The sequence below is a fragment of the Meiothermus sp. CFH 77666 genome, assembly GCF_017497985.1.
Classification (GTDB): Bacteria; Deinococcota; Deinococci; order Deinococcales; family Thermaceae; genus Meiothermus.
This window is the reverse complement of record NZ_JAGDFV010000008.1, coordinates 48,786-63,247: the sequence shown is the minus strand read 5'-3', so window position 1 is coordinate 63,247 and position 14,462 is coordinate 48,786. Positions and strand designations below refer to the sequence as shown.

Here is a 14,462-nt window from a genome sequence, read left to right as displayed (position 1 = left end):
GCTATCGGCTATTAGCTTCTCTTCCTGGGGTCAAGGTAATCCCGCAATCCATCGCCCAGCAAGTTGAAGCCCAGCACCGCCAGGCCGATGGCCAGACCGGGAAAAATAACCGGATAGGGGGTGAGCTCCTGGTAACTCTGGGCCTCGCGCAGCATCCGGCCCCAACTGGGGTTGGGGGGCTGGGTACCCAGACCCAGGTACGAGAGCGCAGCCTCAGCCAGAATCGCTACCGCAAAGGCCAGGCTGGCCTGCACTACTAGCGGCCCGATGATGTTGGGGAGGACGTGACGTAGCATAATTCGCCCGTTGCTCATCCCCAAAGCTCTGGCCGCCTCGATGTAGGGCAGGGCCTTGACCGAAAGCACACTGGCACGGGCCACCCGCGCAAAGGCCGGCACCGCCGCCAGGCCAATCGCTACCATGGAGGTGGTCACGCCAGGGTTGAAGATGGCCGCAAACAACAGCGCGATGAGCAGGGCCGGCAGGGCGTAAAGGGTTTCCAGGAGCACCGACAAAATCTGATCAAGCCAGCCGCCAAAATACCCTGCCAGTACCCCCAGCACCATCCCCACCGAAAGCCCGATGCCCACCGCAATCAGCCCCACGTAGAGGGCGTTCTGGGCCCCGGCCAGCACCCGCGCCAGGGTATCGCGCCCCAGGATGTCGGTGCCGAGCGGGTGCCCCTCGGAAAAGATGGGGGCCAGCCGGTTGGGGGTGGTGGCGTTGGGGTTGGTGGGGTTGAGGGCGCTGAGGAGTACCATCAGAAGAATCAACAGGATCAGGAAAGCCCCCACTTTGAGCGAGATGGGCAGCCCATTCCACCCGGCAAGCCGCTGACCGACTTGACTAGCCATCGCGCACCCCCTGGAGTATGAGAGAGGGCGGAGTCGAACACCAATACCGCCCAAAGACGTGTGACCTTCGACCTGCGTCTTGCGACCTCTCTTTATCCATAGCTCACCCTTGGATCCAGCAGGGCATAGAGCAAGTCCACCAGCAGGTTCATCAGCACGATAAAGGCTGCGATCACCAAAACCACCCCCTGCACCAGGGGGTAGTCGCGGGCGCTGATGGCGGTGAGGGAGAGCGAACCCAGGCCGGGGATACCAAAGACGGTCTCCACCACCACAGTAGCTATAAGCAGGCTGGCAAACTCGAGCCCCAGCACCGTCACGACCGGCAGCGCGGCGTTGCGCAGGGCGTGCTTGTAGAGCACCACCCGTTCGGAGAGCCCCTTGGCGCGGGCGGTGCGGATGTAGTCCTGGTGCAAGACCTCGAGCACGCTCCCCCGCACCAGCCGCACCAGAAACGAAGCGCTGGCCAGCCCCACCGTGAGCACCGGCAGCACCAGGGCGGCCAGGGCCCGCTCGGGGTTTTCCCAGCCGCCAATGGGAAAGCTGGTGGGTAGAGGCAGCTTCAGCCAGACGATGAAGATGTAAATAAACATCAGCCCCACCCAGAAGGAGGGCAGCACAATGCCCAGGAGCGAGCCCGTCGAAACCGCTACGTCCACCCAGGTTCCCGCCCTGCGGGCGGCCAGAATACCCAGTGGCACGGCCAGCAAAGTGGCCAGCAGCAGCGAAGCCACCACAATGGGCAGGGTGATGCCCAGCCGGGTCACAATCAGCTCCGAGATGGGCCGCTCGTAGCGGATGGACTGGCCCAGGTCGCCCCGCAGCACACCGCCCAGCCAGTTCAGGTAGCGCTCGGCTGGGGGCTTGTCCAGGCCTAAGCGGGCCTCGAGGGCCTCGAGGTCGGCCGGGGTGGCCTCAATGCCCAGAATGGCCTGGGCCGGGTTGCCCGGAATCAGCAGCAGCGCGCCAAACACCAGCAGGGTCGCCAGCCACAGGGTGACGAGGGCAAAGCCAAGGCGACGAACGGTGTAGGCAAACATAGCGAATGGTCAATAGTCTATAGCCGATAGCCGCCCATGGCGGAACAGGCTACCGGCTATTTGCCATCGGCTATCGGCGCTTATCGCACCCACACCTCCGCCACGCTGATGGCGGGGGTCAGGAAGCCGTCCGGCCAGTTCTGAATGCGAGCACGGTAGGCGCCCAGCGCGGGTAAAGTCATTGTCCAGACCCCGGCGGCATCCTCGGCCAGCAGGCGCTGGGCCGCGGCCAGGGCCTCGCAGGCCTTGGTCTGGTTGGGGGCCCGCAGGTACTGGGTGAAGAGCTGCTGGAAGCGGGGGCTGTTGTAGCGCCAGTAGTAGCGGGGGTTGGCGTAGTTGCCGATGTCGTTGGCCTCCACGTGCCCGATAATGGTCATGGCGTAGTCGGCCTGGCTGAAAACCCGTTGAATCCAGGTGTTGAAGTCGGTCACCTGGATGGTCACCTGCAGCGGCCCCAGTTTGTTGAGCTGGGCCACCATGGCCTCGCCGATGCGCCGCTCGTAGGGGAACTCGGCGGCCAGGTTAAAGGTAAAGCGCAGGGGGTTCTGGTTGGTGAAGCCGGCCTCGGCCAGCAGGCGGCGGGCCTCGTCGGGGTTGTAGGCATTGAAGTTGCTCAGGTCAACGTAGCAAGCTTCGCCCGGCGAACGCATGGAGCCGATCTTGGTGCCATAGCCCAGCATGGCGCCCTGAATGAGTTCGTCCTTGTTGGTGGCCAGGGTAATAGCCCGGCGCACGCGCACGTCGTTGAAGGGGGGGCGGCTGTTATTGAAGCCAGCTACCGCCTCAGCCGTGGCAGAACCAGAGAACACCTTGAAGTTGGAGTCGCGCGAGAGCACCACCGCATTCTCGGGCAACAGGCTGTAGGCAATCACGTCCAGGTCGCCAGCCCGCAGACCGGCCAGTTGAGCATCGCCGTCGCCCAGGAAGCGGAAGTTGACCCGATCCAGATAGGGCAGGCCCTGCACGTAGTAGTTGGGATTGCGCTCGAGGCGCACTGCCACCCCCCGCTCCCAGCCGGCAAAGCGGAAGGGGCCTGTACCGATGGGCTGCACGCGCTGCTCAGCCAGTGGGCGCTGGCGCGGGCCAATCAGCGACTCGGGGCGCGAGAGGATAAACAGGAAGTCGTTGTTGGGCTGGCGCAGGCTGAACACCACCGTGTTGGGGTTGGGGCTGGTGATGTTGGCGATGTCGCGGTAGAGGTCAGGGCGCAGGTGGCCCGAAGCACGGGTATCGGGGTTCCTGGCCCGGTTGAACTTGGCCAGCACGTCCTGGGCGGTGAAGTCAGAGCCGTCGTGGAACTTCACGCCCTGGCGCAGAGTGAAGGTGTAGGTCAGGCCGGAATTCGAGACCGTCCAGCGCGAGGCCAACGAGGGCACAATCTCGCCCTTGGGGTTGCGCTTCACAAGCCCTTGCAGCACGTTGTCGTAGACCACTCGAGAGATATCCGCGCCCGCCACCTGGGTAGGATCCCAGGCTGCCGGTTCGGTCTGGATGGCGATGGTAATCGCACCTCCCCGCTGCTGGGCCAGGCCCAAGCCGCATAGAGCCAGTAAACCAACAAGCAACCAGCGTTTCATCACGTTTCCTCCTTTTGTGGAAAAACACGATTTATGGTCGCGCCGCGCGGGTGGGCCCAGGTATCGCAGGGCTCCACCGAAGGAGTTGGGTCGGGTTTTCTCCACCCTTCCCACCCGAAAAAAGCTCTACCGATACGCTTTTTTCGGACTCGCCCGTACCTGCACGATAACATGAAAGCGCAAGGCTGGAAAAGGGGTGGGCTTAGCCCAACAACATCTGCACGCTCACCGCCGCATAGAGCCGGGCCGCTGCTACCAGCTCGGCAATCTCGATATATTCATCGGCCTGATGCGGGATGGTTCTGCCCCCAGGCCCGATGGTCACGATGGGTAGCCCCGCCCAGGCCCACAAAAAAGTACCGTCGGTGGCCCCCGGCACACCTCCGTACTGGAGGGGCATCTGCAATAGCCGCAGGCCCTGCTCCACCGCCTGCACCAGCGCCGTGTCGGGCGAGGTTTCGGTGGCGGGCCGGTCTTCGAAGACTTCCAGGGTGGCGCTGATACCGGCCTCGAGGCTCCCTTCCAGGGCTTGCTGAAGCCGGGCCTCGAGGGCCCGGTGATCCTGGCCGGGGTTGGTGCGAATGTCGAGGCCTAGGCGCACCTGGTCGGGCATCACGTTGAACTGGCCCTCCCCGGCCCCCGCCTGGAAAACGGTGGGGGTGAGCCAGGGCAGGCCCAGGTATGGGTGCTGGCTTTCGGCCTGCAACACCGCCTGCAGCTTGCCGAGTTCAACCACGAACCGGGAAGCCGAGGGAATGGGGTTGGCCCCAGCATAGGGCATGGCCCCGTGGGACATCCTGCCCCGAAAGCGCACCCAGACCCGCATGGCCCCCTTCTGCCATAAGCACACCTGGTTTTCCTCCGGCTCACAGATAAGGGCCCCCGCAAAGCCTTCGGCATAGCCTGCCTGGATAAACGCCTTGATGCCCATCATCAGGCCCTCTTCGTCGCAGGGGATGCACAGGCGGAGGGTTTTTGGGGGCGTTCCCAGCACCTTCTGCACCGCCACCGCCGCACAGATGGCCGCCGCCAGCCCCCCTTTCATATCGCAGGCCCCCCGCCCGTAGAGGCGGCCCTCCACAATGCGGGCCTCGTAGGGGGGAACCGTCCAGCGCTCGAGGTTGCCATGCGTGACCACATCAGTATGGCCTTCCAGAATCAGCCCCCCAGGGCCTTCCCCCAGGTCGGCAATCAGGTTGGGGCGGCCCGGCGCCACCTCCTGCACGGTGGTCTTGAAGCCGCGTTCGCGCAGGTAGGGCTCCAGAAAATCCACCACCGGCTGCTCACCCGGCCCTGGGTAGTAGCTCTCGATCCGAACCAGCGCCTGAGTCAGGCGCACCACTTCGTCCGCGTCCACTTCCTGGGCCGCTCTCTGGGCCAGTTGATCTTTGTCCATGGCAACAGATCCTTTCGATTCGGGTTGGCAGCGGTTCAAGGCGCAACAGGGTTATCAAGTTAGTTGAAATGCTAGCGAGGTGCCTTCAGCCTTGGGCTTTTATCCCTCCTCATACAGCTCGCGGTAGGCCCGCAACCCCCCCACCGAATAGGCGTGCAGCACCCCGTGCACCAGGGCCCTGGCAAATACGTCGGCGGCCACCGCCCCGATGCGACTGAGCTCGGCAGGGCCCTCAATTTCCACCTCGCCCGTGGCCAGGCAGAAAATCACATCGCCATCAAACATGGTGTGGGCCGGAAAGACCGCCCTGGCAATGCCATCGTGGGCCATCTGAGCGATTTTCTGGGCCTGGGCCTTGGTCAGCCTGGCGTTGGTGGCCACACATCCAATCACGGTGTTGCTGGTGGAGAACGGATTAGCGAAGAGGTCGGTATAGTCGGGCGCTGACAGGGGTTTGGGGGGATGCTTTAGCTTGAACTCGCCATTTTGTTCCAGGAACCGCGCATAAATTTCCCCCGTAACCGGGTCATGGGCCCGCCCGTGGGCGTTGGCCGCCACAAGGGCCCCCACCATCACCCCACCCGGCATGGCCAGGCTGGCCGTACCCACCCCTCCCTTGAGCCCCCCATTGCGGGCCCCGGTGCCTACCCCCACCACGCCCTGCTCCACCAGCCCGCCCCGAAGGTTCTGGGCTGCCCGGTAGCCGTACTCGGCGCTGGGGCGCACGAGGGCACTACCGACCAGCAGGTCGAAAATAACGGCAGCAGGCACGATGGGCACAATCGCCTGGGTGGTCTCGTTGCCGACAGGGTAGCCCTGGCGGCGCTCCTCGAGCCAGCGCATCACCCCGGTAGCGGCCTCGAGGCCATAGGCGCTCCCCCCTGCAAGTACCACGGCCTGCACTTTCTCGACCAGGTTAACCGGGTTCAGCAAGTCGGTTTCGCGGGTACCGGGCGCGCTACCGCGCACATCCACCCCGGCCACCGCGCCCTTCTCGGGAAGGATGACGGTGACCCCGGTAAGGTGCTCGAGGTCGGTAAAGTGGCCTACCTGGATACCCGGAACATCGGTGATGGCGTTGTATGGGCCTGGTTTCATGAGCAAGGCCCAGCATAACAAAAACCCGCCCTGGGTTTGGGCGGGCTCGGCCAAGACCGGCCTCAAGCCGTCTTGGGTTTCTGTACAAAGCGCAGAACAAAGTAGACCACTGCCGCTACAATCAGCACCGGAACCAGCACCCGCAAGAGCGCCCACACAAAACCGGCCAGTCCTTTGAGGATGGCGCCCAGGAAGGTAAAGAGCCAGCCCCCCACCCACAGCACCACCAGCACCGCCACGGCAATCAAAAGACCCAACACCACCCACTCGAGGATGTCCTGCAGCGAACGGTCGTTCATAAAATTCAGGATAGCACAACGACCTCTAAGCAAATCCCTCTTTTGGAGGAATCCATCTCAAGCCGTAGATCTTCAATCCAAATAAAGCGGTTTTCAGAAAGAAAACCGCAGTCCCTTGGGGGTAATATTCCTTGTAGAGCTAGTTTTTTACCGCTGCTCCCAGCGGCAAAAACAGCGATGGGCAAGTTTACGGGGAATTTTGGCCCTCACCATGAGGCTTTCAGACAACAGCCACTAGCAAAAACCTCGTACTGAACGAGGTAACAAGCTGTAGTCAGTGACCGTACCCATCGGCGTTTACCCTGTCAAAATCCTTCCCACGGGCCCATTGCATACCCGTCCTCTCCCGTACCATGGGGGTGGTGGAACGCTACCGGCTTAGCGAAGGACTGGTGGTGGGGCGCAAACCGCTCCCGGCAGGCGATGTGATTCTCTCCTTTGTGGGGCCAGAAGGGGCTGCCCAGGCCATTGCTCGCAAAGCCCTGCGGCCCACCGGGCGCAGCGGCAGGCTTTCACTCTTCCATCACCTCAAATACCAGGTCTACCAGAAGCCCGGCAGCGACCTGCCCACCCTTACCCAGGTGGAACTGGTGGGGCGGCTCGAGGGCCTGGAGGCCCCCGGGCGCTTTCCCTACGCCAGCTACCTGGCCGAGCTGGCCTACCGCATCGCTTCGCCAGAGGTAGCCGGGAAAATCTGGCCCCTGCTCACCTCCGGCCTGAAGGGGATTGCCAAGCACCCAAGCCCCCGCATCGCTCTGCTCTGGGCTGGCTGGCGGGTGCTCAAAGCCGCCGGTCTGGCCCCCAACCTGAGCGGCGAGGGGCTTTGTTTGCTGGATGGCGACCGGGTGGAGCGCGGCGGGGTGTATCTGGGGTTGGACGGAATGGAGGCCCTGGCCGCCATTTTACAGCTACCTGGAAGTGAGGCTATAGCCGTGCTGGAAGAAGACGCTCCACTGGAACGCTTGCAGCAAGCACTGCTGGCCCACGTGCGTTATACCGTGGGGGAGCTCGGCTCGGCCCAGCTCCTGGCCCCTTCTCATGCGAAAGGGTAAGAATGACCCGGATGCAGTGGGCGTTTGCAATGGCATCTACCCTGGGCGTGGGCCTGCTGGTGGCTTCCCTCCAGCAAGACCCGCCTCCGCCTGCACCGCCCGGCGGTCAGAATATCCGGGTGTTGCTTTCCTACCGGCCCGGAGCAGGGTCTTTCGAGGCGCAATACCTGTTCCCCGGTCTGCTGGTACTACCCCAGGGAGGCCCCGTGCAGGTTTTGAGCGGCCCCAACCGCGATAACCTTCGATCCATGGTTACGGCGTTGGCCGAAAAGCCCCTTTCCTTCAACCTGCAAAATGGCCATTTGGTAGCCAGTTCGGAAGGGCAGTCGTGGGCCCTCGAGGCCATCGCCGTACTCAAACCCGCCGACCCCAGCTTCCCCGTGCAGTACCGCCTGCTTTCCAGCCCCCGCCCCAACCTTGAGCCCTACCCCGGCGAGTTGTGGCTGGAAAACCAGGGCAACGGCCTGCTAGTGGTCAACCAGGTGGATTTCCAGGACTACCTCAAGCGGGTGCTGCCCAGCGAGATGCCGGTCAGTTTCCACCCGGAGGCCCTCAAGGCCCAGGCGGTGGCAGCCCGCACCTACGCCTTTGCCCGGCAACAGCAAAGTACCTTCTGGAAACAGTTTGGGGCCGATGTGGACGACTCGGTAAACGAGCAAGCCTATAACCACACCCGCACCCACCCCATCACCGATGCGGCGGTAGACGCTACCCGTAATCAGATTCTGACCTTTCAAGGGGCCCCCATCCAGAGCTTTTTCTTTTCCACCAGCCCCGGCGCCACGGCCAGTATCGAGGAGGTCTGGATGGAGCGGCCTGCAGTGCCTTACCTGCAAGGGCGCACCCAGACCAACCCCCACACCGTCTCGATCCGCAGCGAGGCCGAAGCGCTGGCTTTTTTTCAGAACTGGAGCCCCGAGGGTTTCTTCGACGCCAACTCGCCCTTCTGGCGCTGGAAACTGCGCCTGAGCCGCGAGGAGTTGGAAGCCCTGCTGAGCCGCACCCTGCCCGAAAGGGCCCGTGCCGCCCCTCTGTTTGTAGAGACCCCCGAAGGCCCCCTCTCCCCCGATGCGCCGGGGTTTGCCCTGGGAACCCTGCGGCAAATCCGTGTGCTCAAGCGCACCTCTGGCGGCTACGCGACCGAGTTGGAACTAGAGACCTCCACCGGGCGCTTTGTGGTGCGGCGCGAGTCGCACATCCGCAACCTGCTCCGCCCCGACAGGGCTTTTACAGGCGGAGGCGACGTGGTGCTCGAGCGCTGGCAGGGCGGGCCCCGCCTGAATTTCCCCACCCTCCCCAGCGCGGCCTTTGCCCTGCAGGAAGAACGCGATGCCCAGGGCAATCTGCTTCACTACACCTTCTGGGGTGGGGGCTTTGGGCACGGCGTGGGGATGAGCCAGTACGGGGCTCATGGGCTGGGTAAGCTGGGGCGCAGCTATACCCAAATTCTGCAGCACTTCTACCCCGGCGCCGAGCTCAGCCTCATGAGACCCTGATCAGGATAAATCTAACGGAATAACACTCTCGTGCACCAAAGACGTTATATAATCCCCCTATGGCACAGCCCAGACCCAAGCACGCCTGGATGCGCGAAACCTACCAGAAATCGCTGGCCAAGATGCCCGAGCGCAAGGTCGCCCACAAGACCCTCTCGGACATTGCCCCCGAGCCACTCTACACCCCCGAAGACCTGAAGGACTTCAACTACGAGGAAAAACTGGGCCACCCCGGCGAGTACCCCTACACCCGCGGGGTGTACGGCTCCATGTACCGCAGCCGGCTCTGGACCATGCGGATGTTTGCAGGCTTCGGCACCGCCGAGCAGACCAACGAGCGCTTCAAAAAGCTCCTGGCTGCCGGGCAGAGTGGGCTCTCCACCGCCTTCGACCTACCTACCCTGATGGGCTACGACTCCGACCATCCGCTCTCCAAGGGCGAGGTGGGCAAGTGCGGGGTGGCGGTGAGCAGCCTGGCCGACATGGAGATCCTCTTCGAAGGCATCAACCTGGAAGAGGTCACCACCTCCATGACCATCAACTCGCCCGCCAACGCCATCTGGGCCATGTACCTGGCCGCCGCCAGGAAAAAGGGCTACGACTGGAACAAGCTGGGCGGCACCATCCAGAACGACATCCTGAAGGAGTTTATCGCCCAGAAGGAGTTCATCTTTCCTCCCGAGCCTTCGGTCAAGCTGGTTATAGATACCTTCGAATGGGGGCCCAGGCACGTACCCAAGTGGAACTTCATCTCGGTCTCGGGCTACCACATCCGCGAGGCGGGCTCCACTGCCGTACAGGAGCTGGCCTTTACCCTGGCCGACGGCTTCGAGTACGTGGAGTGGGCCCTTAAGCGCGGCCTGGACATTGACGAGTTTGCCCCCCGCATCTCCTTCTTCTTCAACGCCCACAACGACTTCTTTGAGGAAATCGCCAAGTTTCGCGCGGCCCGGCGCATCTGGGCCAAGGAGATGCGGCACCGCTACGGGGCCAAGAAGGAGCTGAGCTGGATGCTGCGCACCCACGCCCAGACGGCTGGGGTTTCGCTCACCGCGCAGCAGCCGCTCATCAACATTGCGCGGGTGGCCATCCAGGCCCTGGCTGCGGTGCTGGGCGGCACCAACAGCCTGCACACCGACGCCTACGACGAGGCCCTGGCCCTGCCTACCGAAGAGAGCGCCAAGATTGCCCTGCGTACGCAGCAGATTATCGCCTACGAGTCGGGCGTAACCCATACCGCCGACCCCCTGGCGGGCAGCTACTACGTGGAGTGGCTGACCGATCAGATGGAAACCCAGGCCATGCAGATTATCTCGGACATCCGCCGGATGGGCGGGGTGGTGCGGGCCATTGACGAGGGGTACTTCCTGCGCGAGATTGCCGACGCCTCCTACCGCTTCCAGCAGGAGGTGGAGCGCGGTGAACGCATTATTGTGGGGGTCAACGCCTTCCAGGACGAAGGGCTTCAGGTGCCCATCCAGCTCATTGACCCCGAGGTGGAGCGCGTCCAGGCCGAGCGTCTGGCTCGAGTACGGCGCGAGCGCGACCCCATCGCGGTGCAGATGGCCCTGGAAGGTTTGCGGCAAGCCGCCAAAGAGGGCCGCAACACCATGCCCTACTTTGTGGAGTGCGCGCTGGCCTACTGCACCCTGGGCGAGATGATGGATGAGCTCAGGGCGGTGTACGGGGTCTACGAGGAGCCGGTGCTGGTATAACAGGGCATGTCGCTCTTCAGCTACCACAAAGCCCGCGCCCTCCTGCCGTATGCCCTCTATCTCCCCCCCGGCAAACCCCCCAGAGGCGGTTGGCCGCTGATATTGTTTTTGCATGGCTCCGGCGAACGCGGTCAGGATGGCAAAAAGCAGGCCACAGTAGGCCTGGGCCCGGCTATACAGGAAAACCCCGAAGGCTGGCCAGCGGTGGTGCTGATGCCGCAATGCCCCAAAGAGGAGCAGTGGCGGGGTGAGCCGCTGAACCGGGCCTACCAGCTACTGGGCCAGATTGAAGCCCAGCACAAAACCAACCCCTGCCGGGTTTACCTGACCGGCCTCTCGATGGGCGGTTACGGCTGCTGGAACCTGGCCTGCCAGCACCCCGACCGCTTTGCTGCCGTGGCGCCCATCTGCGGAGCCGCCGACCCCTTTTGGGTCTGGCAGAGGCTCTCCAAAGTGCCTGTCTGGAACTTTCACGGGGCCGCCGACGAGGTGGTACCGGTAAGCTTTTCCCGCGCCCTGACCGATGCACTGGCCAAAGCAGGCAACACCCAGGCCCGCTTCAGCGAGTACCCCAGCGAAAAACACGACGTCTGGAACCGGGTTTACAGGGAACCCGACTTCATTCGCTGGCTATTTGCCCAGCGGCGGAGATGACCCCTGGCTTTTTCAAGCCGTCTGCAAGATGGGGATTTCCGAAAGGAAGGTGATGGGTAGTTTGCTGCTGCCCTGGTGGAAGGCCGCCAGGCGAGCCACCACGTTGGCCCCCGCTTTCTTGGCGACTTTTTCCAGGGCCATCATGGTGCCCCCGGACGAGACCACGTCAAACACCAGGGCCACATTCTGGCCCAGAAGTTTCTCGGCCATGCGACTATCGAGCCAGAGGGTCTCGCTCACGCCCAGCGTCAGCGACTCCACTTCCTGGATGATGGGGTCTTGCATGTAGGGGCGGCGTTTGCGGCGCACCACCACGTAGGGTTTGCCGGAAATGGCGCTCATGGCGTGGGCCAGCACAATAGGGGAGGTCTCGAGGGTCAGCAGGGTATCGGTCTCGGGCGGCAGGTGCTTGACCAGGGCCTCCGCCGCCGCCTGCACCAGCTCCACATCGCCCATAATTTCTACCAGAGGGATATGCACCCCAGGGAGGGTCTCGACCACCGGCACATGACGGGTAATTTTTCCAATCGTGATGGGATAGGTTTCCATAACTTTGCGCTCCTTGCTACACCAAGGCCATAGCTTATTTGAACACCATGAGTATACGTGTGAATGGTTGTATGCAAAGGTTATCTGGGTTCATCACGTTTCCAGGAACGTTCATCCCTCCGAACAAGTGTTTTGCTCAAGGGTAAGTACTTTTCGCCGTATCTGCCTTTGGATCAAAGATTTAATCAGGCTTGAATAACGGTAAGTGCCCCAGCGCAATCACATCCTCGCGGGGGGAACCCTCGGTAAACACGGCCATCACCGCGCCCACTACCCCCCCCACGTCGGTGATGAGGTCGGAAAGGCCCTTCAGGGTACTGCCTGTAGATACCACGTCGTCCACAATGGCAACCTTCTTACCCTTGAGCAGCGGCACATCGGTACCGTCCAGCACCAGTAGCTGAGGCTTGCCGGTAGTGATGGAGATGACCGTGCGGGAGACGGGATTGATCATGTAGGGCTTCTCGGTCTTGCGGGCCACCACATAGGGCTTGCCGGTCAGGCGCGAGAGCGCATGGGCCAGCGGCACCGCCTTGACTTCCGGCGTAACCAGGGTGTCTATATCGGCAGGCATCCGCTGGGCCAGAGCCGCCGCCGCCGCCTCGACCACCTCGGTATCGCCCAGCATGTTGAAGAGGGCCACCGAGACCTCCGGGCCCACCTGAACCACCGGTAGTTCCCGATGAACGCCGGCAATGTTGACAGGATGTGTTTTCACGCCCCCTAGTTTATCGGGTTCCTCGCGCTGCGGACAGGGCAGGCTCTTATCATTTGCGTCGTTTCAACCCCTCACCCGGCGACAGCAGTTACCGCCAGAATTGCTTTATTTGGCCAGAGGGGCACCAAACTAGCCGGCGCTGTGCCACTCTCTCCCGCAAGGGGAGAGGGAAAGAGGAAAACAATAACAGCCTGGCGGACACGGGAACTTTCAGACCGACCTCAGCCTGGGCTCGTATACTTTGGATATGGTGCCTGCTCGCATCGAAGGCATGGGGGTAGACCCCGGCAACGGCAACTTGATCGTGATGCTCAAGGCCGAAAATAATCTGTTTTTACCGGTAGTCATCGGCGCCCTGGAAACGCAAAACATCATGATTCACCTCTCCGGCGAAAAACCACCCAGACCCCTGGGGCCTGACCTTTTCTACAACACCCTCGAGCTGCTCGGTGTCAAGGTGCTGCGGCTGGAGATTGTTGAGCTAAAGGACGGCACTTTTTACGGGCGGCTGGTGCTGGAGCAGCGCGGCCTGGAATACGAAATTGACTGCCGACCCTCCGACGGCATGGCCCTGGCCATTCGAGCCAATGCCCCCATTCTGATTGCCGAGGACGTGCTCAGGGTAGCCGGGGTTAGCGAGTCGCAAATCAACCGGCAGGGCGAGACCCCCAAGGCCTAGCGTCCAGGGGCAGTATGCAGAAGCTTTCCTGGTGGCTGATTGTTTGCATTTTCCTGAGCGCCCACGCCCAGCGGCTGGCTGTGATTGGCGACTGGGGCGCCGAAAGCCCGCACCGCCCGCTGGTGGCCGCGGCCATGAACGAGCAGCATCGGCAAAAACCCTTGGCTGCCCTGCTGACCGTGGGGGATAACTTTTACCCCCGTGGCGAGCCGGTTTTGCGTTTCGTGCAGGACTTGCCCCCGGTGCGTTTTTATCCGGCCTTTGGCAACCACGATGTACCGGCCCTGGACAGGCAGCTCGAGCTGTTCAAAGTCGAGCGGCCCTACTACACCGTCCGGCTGGAGCATGTCGAAGTCTTTGTGCTTTACTCGGAAGACTTCAGCCACACCCAACGCCGCTGGCTGGAGGCGGCTCTAAAAGCCTCCAGGGCCCCCTGGAAAATCGTCGTGCTTCACCGCCCGCTCTATTCCTCAGGGCTGCACGGGGGTTCTCGCAGCCTGCGGCAGGCCCTCGAGCCTCTGCTCACCCGTTACCAGGTAAACCTGGTACTGGCCGGCCACGAGCACAACTACGAGCGCCTCGAGGCCCGGGGCATCGTCCATATCGTCACGGGCGGCGGCGGCGCGTGGCTGCGCGGCTTCATGAGTGTGCGCCCGCAGAGCAAGGTGCGGCTCAGCAGCCCCAACTACCTCATCCTGGAAGCCACCGCGGAACATTTACTGATCGTGGCCTACAACGAAAAAAACACCGCCATTGACCAGGTGGAGATCAAGAGATAAAAATCTCCGTCACAGGTCTCAGGTCGCAGGTCTAAACCCAGGGATGGCCGTCTGCTAAAGCCTGCGGAGGATGCTGACACATCGAGCATCAAACACGCCGCAACGAAGCATTGGAGAAAGGGTGCATCACAAAAGGCCTTCAGCTTTTGGCTTTGGGCCTTTGGCCGAATCCACCTCAGGCATCCGAGCGCAGATGCACATGCACGTGAAAAACCTCCTGCCCGCCTTTTTCCCCTACGTGAATGCGGATGAAGTAGCCCTCTAAACCCATCTCGCGGGCAATTTTGTTGGCCGTCAGCATCAGCTTGCCCAGTTTCAGCGCCCCCTCCTCGGTCTGGGGGTAGTCGGCCAGGGTAGGGATGTACTCCTTGGGGCAGACCAGGATGTGCACTTTGGAGCGCGGACGGATGTCCTTGAAGGCGATGAACTCTTCGTCTTCGTACACGATATCGGCGGGCAGCTCCCGGCGAATAATTTTGCCAAAAACGGTGGGGTTTTCCATGCCGTTTACTATATCGTCCGAAACAGGGCTATCGTAGCCCAGCAAATAAACCCC

At 62.4% G+C, this 14,462-nt stretch carries 15 protein-coding genes; 6 read left to right on the top strand and 9 right to left on the bottom strand.

Annotation, left to right across the window (positions count from 1 at the left end):
• Positions 1–11 precede the first annotated feature (11 nt).
• From J3L12_RS06125 to J3L12_RS06100, 6 genes are all read right to left on the bottom strand, one after another.
• The gene (locus tag J3L12_RS06125; RefSeq protein WP_208014162.1) at positions 12–854 is read right to left on the bottom strand and encodes an ABC transporter permease; all 843 of its coding nucleotides are present in this window, start codon (positions 852–854) and stop codon (positions 12–14) included.
• A 92-nt stretch (positions 855–946) separates the two neighbouring features.
• A complete protein-coding gene (locus tag J3L12_RS06120; RefSeq protein WP_208014161.1) occupies positions 947–1,894 on the bottom strand; it encodes an ABC transporter permease in 948 nt (315 codons plus the stop codon).
• A gap of 80 nt (positions 1,895–1,974) precedes the next feature.
• Entirely contained in the window at positions 1,975–3,471 is a 1,497-nt protein-coding gene (locus tag J3L12_RS06115) for an ABC transporter substrate-binding protein (protein ID WP_208014160.1), read from the bottom strand.
• 202 nt (positions 3,472–3,673) lie between these two features.
• On the bottom strand, positions 3,674–4,867 hold the full coding sequence (locus tag J3L12_RS06110) for a M20 family metallopeptidase (protein WP_208014159.1): 1,194 nt from the start codon (positions 4,865–4,867) through the stop codon (positions 3,674–3,676).
• A 99-nt stretch (positions 4,868–4,966) separates the two neighbouring features.
• A complete protein-coding gene (locus tag J3L12_RS06105; RefSeq protein WP_208014158.1) occupies positions 4,967–5,965 on the bottom strand; it encodes a P1 family peptidase in 999 nt (332 codons plus the stop codon).
• A gap of 62 nt (positions 5,966–6,027) precedes the next feature.
• Complete coding sequence (locus J3L12_RS06100; RefSeq protein ID WP_208014157.1) at positions 6,028–6,264, bottom strand: hypothetical protein; 237 nt, start codon at positions 6,262–6,264, stop codon at positions 6,028–6,030.
• Between the two features lie 353 nt (positions 6,265–6,617).
• Between J3L12_RS06100 and J3L12_RS06095 the strand changes: the two genes are divergently transcribed.
• Genes J3L12_RS06095 through J3L12_RS06080 form a run of 4 tightly spaced genes read left to right on the top strand, consistent with a single transcriptional unit; the run spans position 6,618 to position 11,181 of the window.
• Positions 6,618–7,316: a recombination protein O N-terminal domain-containing protein gene (locus J3L12_RS06095; RefSeq protein ID WP_208014156.1), complete on the top strand. Its 699-nt coding sequence runs from the start codon at positions 6,618–6,620 to the stop codon at positions 7,314–7,316.
• 11 nt (positions 7,317–7,327) lie between these two features.
• The gene (locus tag J3L12_RS06090; RefSeq protein WP_243454990.1) at positions 7,328–8,812 is read left to right on the top strand and encodes a SpoIID/LytB domain-containing protein; all 1,485 of its coding nucleotides are present in this window, start codon (positions 7,328–7,330) and stop codon (positions 8,810–8,812) included.
• Between the two features lie 59 nt (positions 8,813–8,871).
• A complete protein-coding gene (locus tag J3L12_RS06085) occupies positions 8,872–10,527 on the top strand; it encodes a methylmalonyl-CoA mutase family protein (RefSeq protein WP_208014154.1) in 1,656 nt (551 codons plus the stop codon).
• A 6-nt stretch (positions 10,528–10,533) separates the two neighbouring features.
• Complete coding sequence (locus tag J3L12_RS06080) at positions 10,534–11,181, top strand: alpha/beta fold hydrolase (RefSeq protein ID WP_208014153.1); 648 nt, start codon at positions 10,534–10,536, stop codon at positions 11,179–11,181.
• Positions 11,182–11,193: 12 nt separating this feature from the next.
• Here the strand turns inward: J3L12_RS06080 and J3L12_RS06075 are convergent, their stop codons facing one another.
• Together J3L12_RS06075 and J3L12_RS06070 are read right to left on the bottom strand one after the other, a co-directional pair.
• A complete protein-coding gene (locus J3L12_RS06075; RefSeq protein WP_208014152.1) occupies positions 11,194–11,730 on the bottom strand; it encodes a phosphoribosyltransferase family protein in 537 nt (178 codons plus the stop codon).
• A gap of 181 nt (positions 11,731–11,911) precedes the next feature.
• Positions 11,912–12,448 carry a phosphoribosyltransferase family protein gene (locus J3L12_RS06070; RefSeq protein ID WP_208014151.1) on the bottom strand — a complete coding sequence of 179 codons (537 nt, stop codon included), beginning with the start codon at positions 12,446–12,448 and terminating at the stop codon, positions 11,912–11,914.
• Between the two features lie 247 nt (positions 12,449–12,695).
• Between J3L12_RS06070 and J3L12_RS06065 the strand changes: the two genes are divergently transcribed.
• Positions 12,696–13,127, top strand: coding sequence for a bifunctional nuclease family protein (locus J3L12_RS06065; RefSeq protein WP_208014150.1), 432 nt, complete (start codon positions 12,696–12,698; stop codon positions 13,125–13,127).
• 14 nt (positions 13,128–13,141) lie between these two features.
• Positions 13,142–13,906: a metallophosphoesterase gene (locus tag J3L12_RS06060; protein WP_208014149.1), complete on the top strand. Its 765-nt coding sequence runs from the start codon at positions 13,142–13,144 to the stop codon at positions 13,904–13,906.
• Between the two features lie 175 nt (positions 13,907–14,081).
• On the opposite strand, the gene J3L12_RS06055 is transcribed toward J3L12_RS06060, so the two are convergent.
• On the bottom strand, positions 14,082–14,408 hold the full coding sequence (locus J3L12_RS06055) for an HIT domain-containing protein (protein ID WP_208014213.1): 327 nt from the start codon (positions 14,406–14,408) through the stop codon (positions 14,082–14,084).
• Positions 14,409–14,462: the final 54 nt, after the last annotated feature.

What these genes read in the sequence shown, in the direction of transcription:
- J3L12_RS06085 (WP_208014154.1), top strand. Translation starts at nt 8,872, where the DNA reads ATGGCACAGCCCAGACCCAAGCACGCCTGGATGCGCGAAACCTACCAG.
- J3L12_RS06110 (WP_208014159.1), bottom strand. Translation starts at nt 4,867, where the DNA reads ATGGACAAAGATCAACTGGCCCAGAGAGCGGCCCAGGAAGTGGACGCG.
- J3L12_RS06095 (WP_208014156.1), top strand. Translation starts at nt 6,618, where the DNA reads ATGGGGGTGGTGGAACGCTACCGGCTTAGCGAAGGACTGGTGGTGGGG.
- J3L12_RS06120 (WP_208014161.1), bottom strand. Translation starts at nt 1,894, where the DNA reads ATGTTTGCCTACACCGTTCGTCGCCTTGGCTTTGCCCTCGTCACCCTG.
- J3L12_RS06065 (WP_208014150.1), top strand. Translation starts at nt 12,696, where the DNA reads ATGGTGCCTGCTCGCATCGAAGGCATGGGGGTAGACCCCGGCAACGGC.
- J3L12_RS06125 (WP_208014162.1), bottom strand. Translation starts at nt 854, where the DNA reads ATGGCTAGTCAAGTCGGTCAGCGGCTTGCCGGGTGGAATGGGCTGCCC.
- J3L12_RS06060 (WP_208014149.1), top strand. Translation starts at nt 13,142, where the DNA reads ATGCAGAAGCTTTCCTGGTGGCTGATTGTTTGCATTTTCCTGAGCGCC.
- J3L12_RS06105 (WP_208014158.1), bottom strand. Translation starts at nt 5,965, where the DNA reads ATGAAACCAGGCCCATACAACGCCATCACCGATGTTCCGGGTATCCAG.
- J3L12_RS06090 (WP_243454990.1), top strand. Translation starts at nt 7,328, where the DNA reads ATGCAGTGGGCGTTTGCAATGGCATCTACCCTGGGCGTGGGCCTGCTG.
- J3L12_RS06075 (WP_208014152.1), bottom strand. Translation starts at nt 11,730, where the DNA reads ATGGAAACCTATCCCATCACGATTGGAAAAATTACCCGTCATGTGCCG.
- J3L12_RS06055 (WP_208014213.1), bottom strand. Translation starts at nt 14,408, where the DNA reads ATGGAAAACCCCACCGTTTTTGGCAAAATTATTCGCCGGGAGCTGCCC.
- J3L12_RS06115 (WP_208014160.1), bottom strand. Translation starts at nt 3,471, where the DNA reads ATGAAACGCTGGTTGCTTGTTGGTTTACTGGCTCTATGCGGCTTGGGC.
- J3L12_RS06100 (WP_208014157.1), bottom strand. Translation starts at nt 6,264, where the DNA reads ATGAACGACCGTTCGCTGCAGGACATCCTCGAGTGGGTGGTGTTGGGT.
- J3L12_RS06080 (WP_208014153.1), top strand. Translation starts at nt 10,534, where the DNA reads ATGTCGCTCTTCAGCTACCACAAAGCCCGCGCCCTCCTGCCGTATGCC.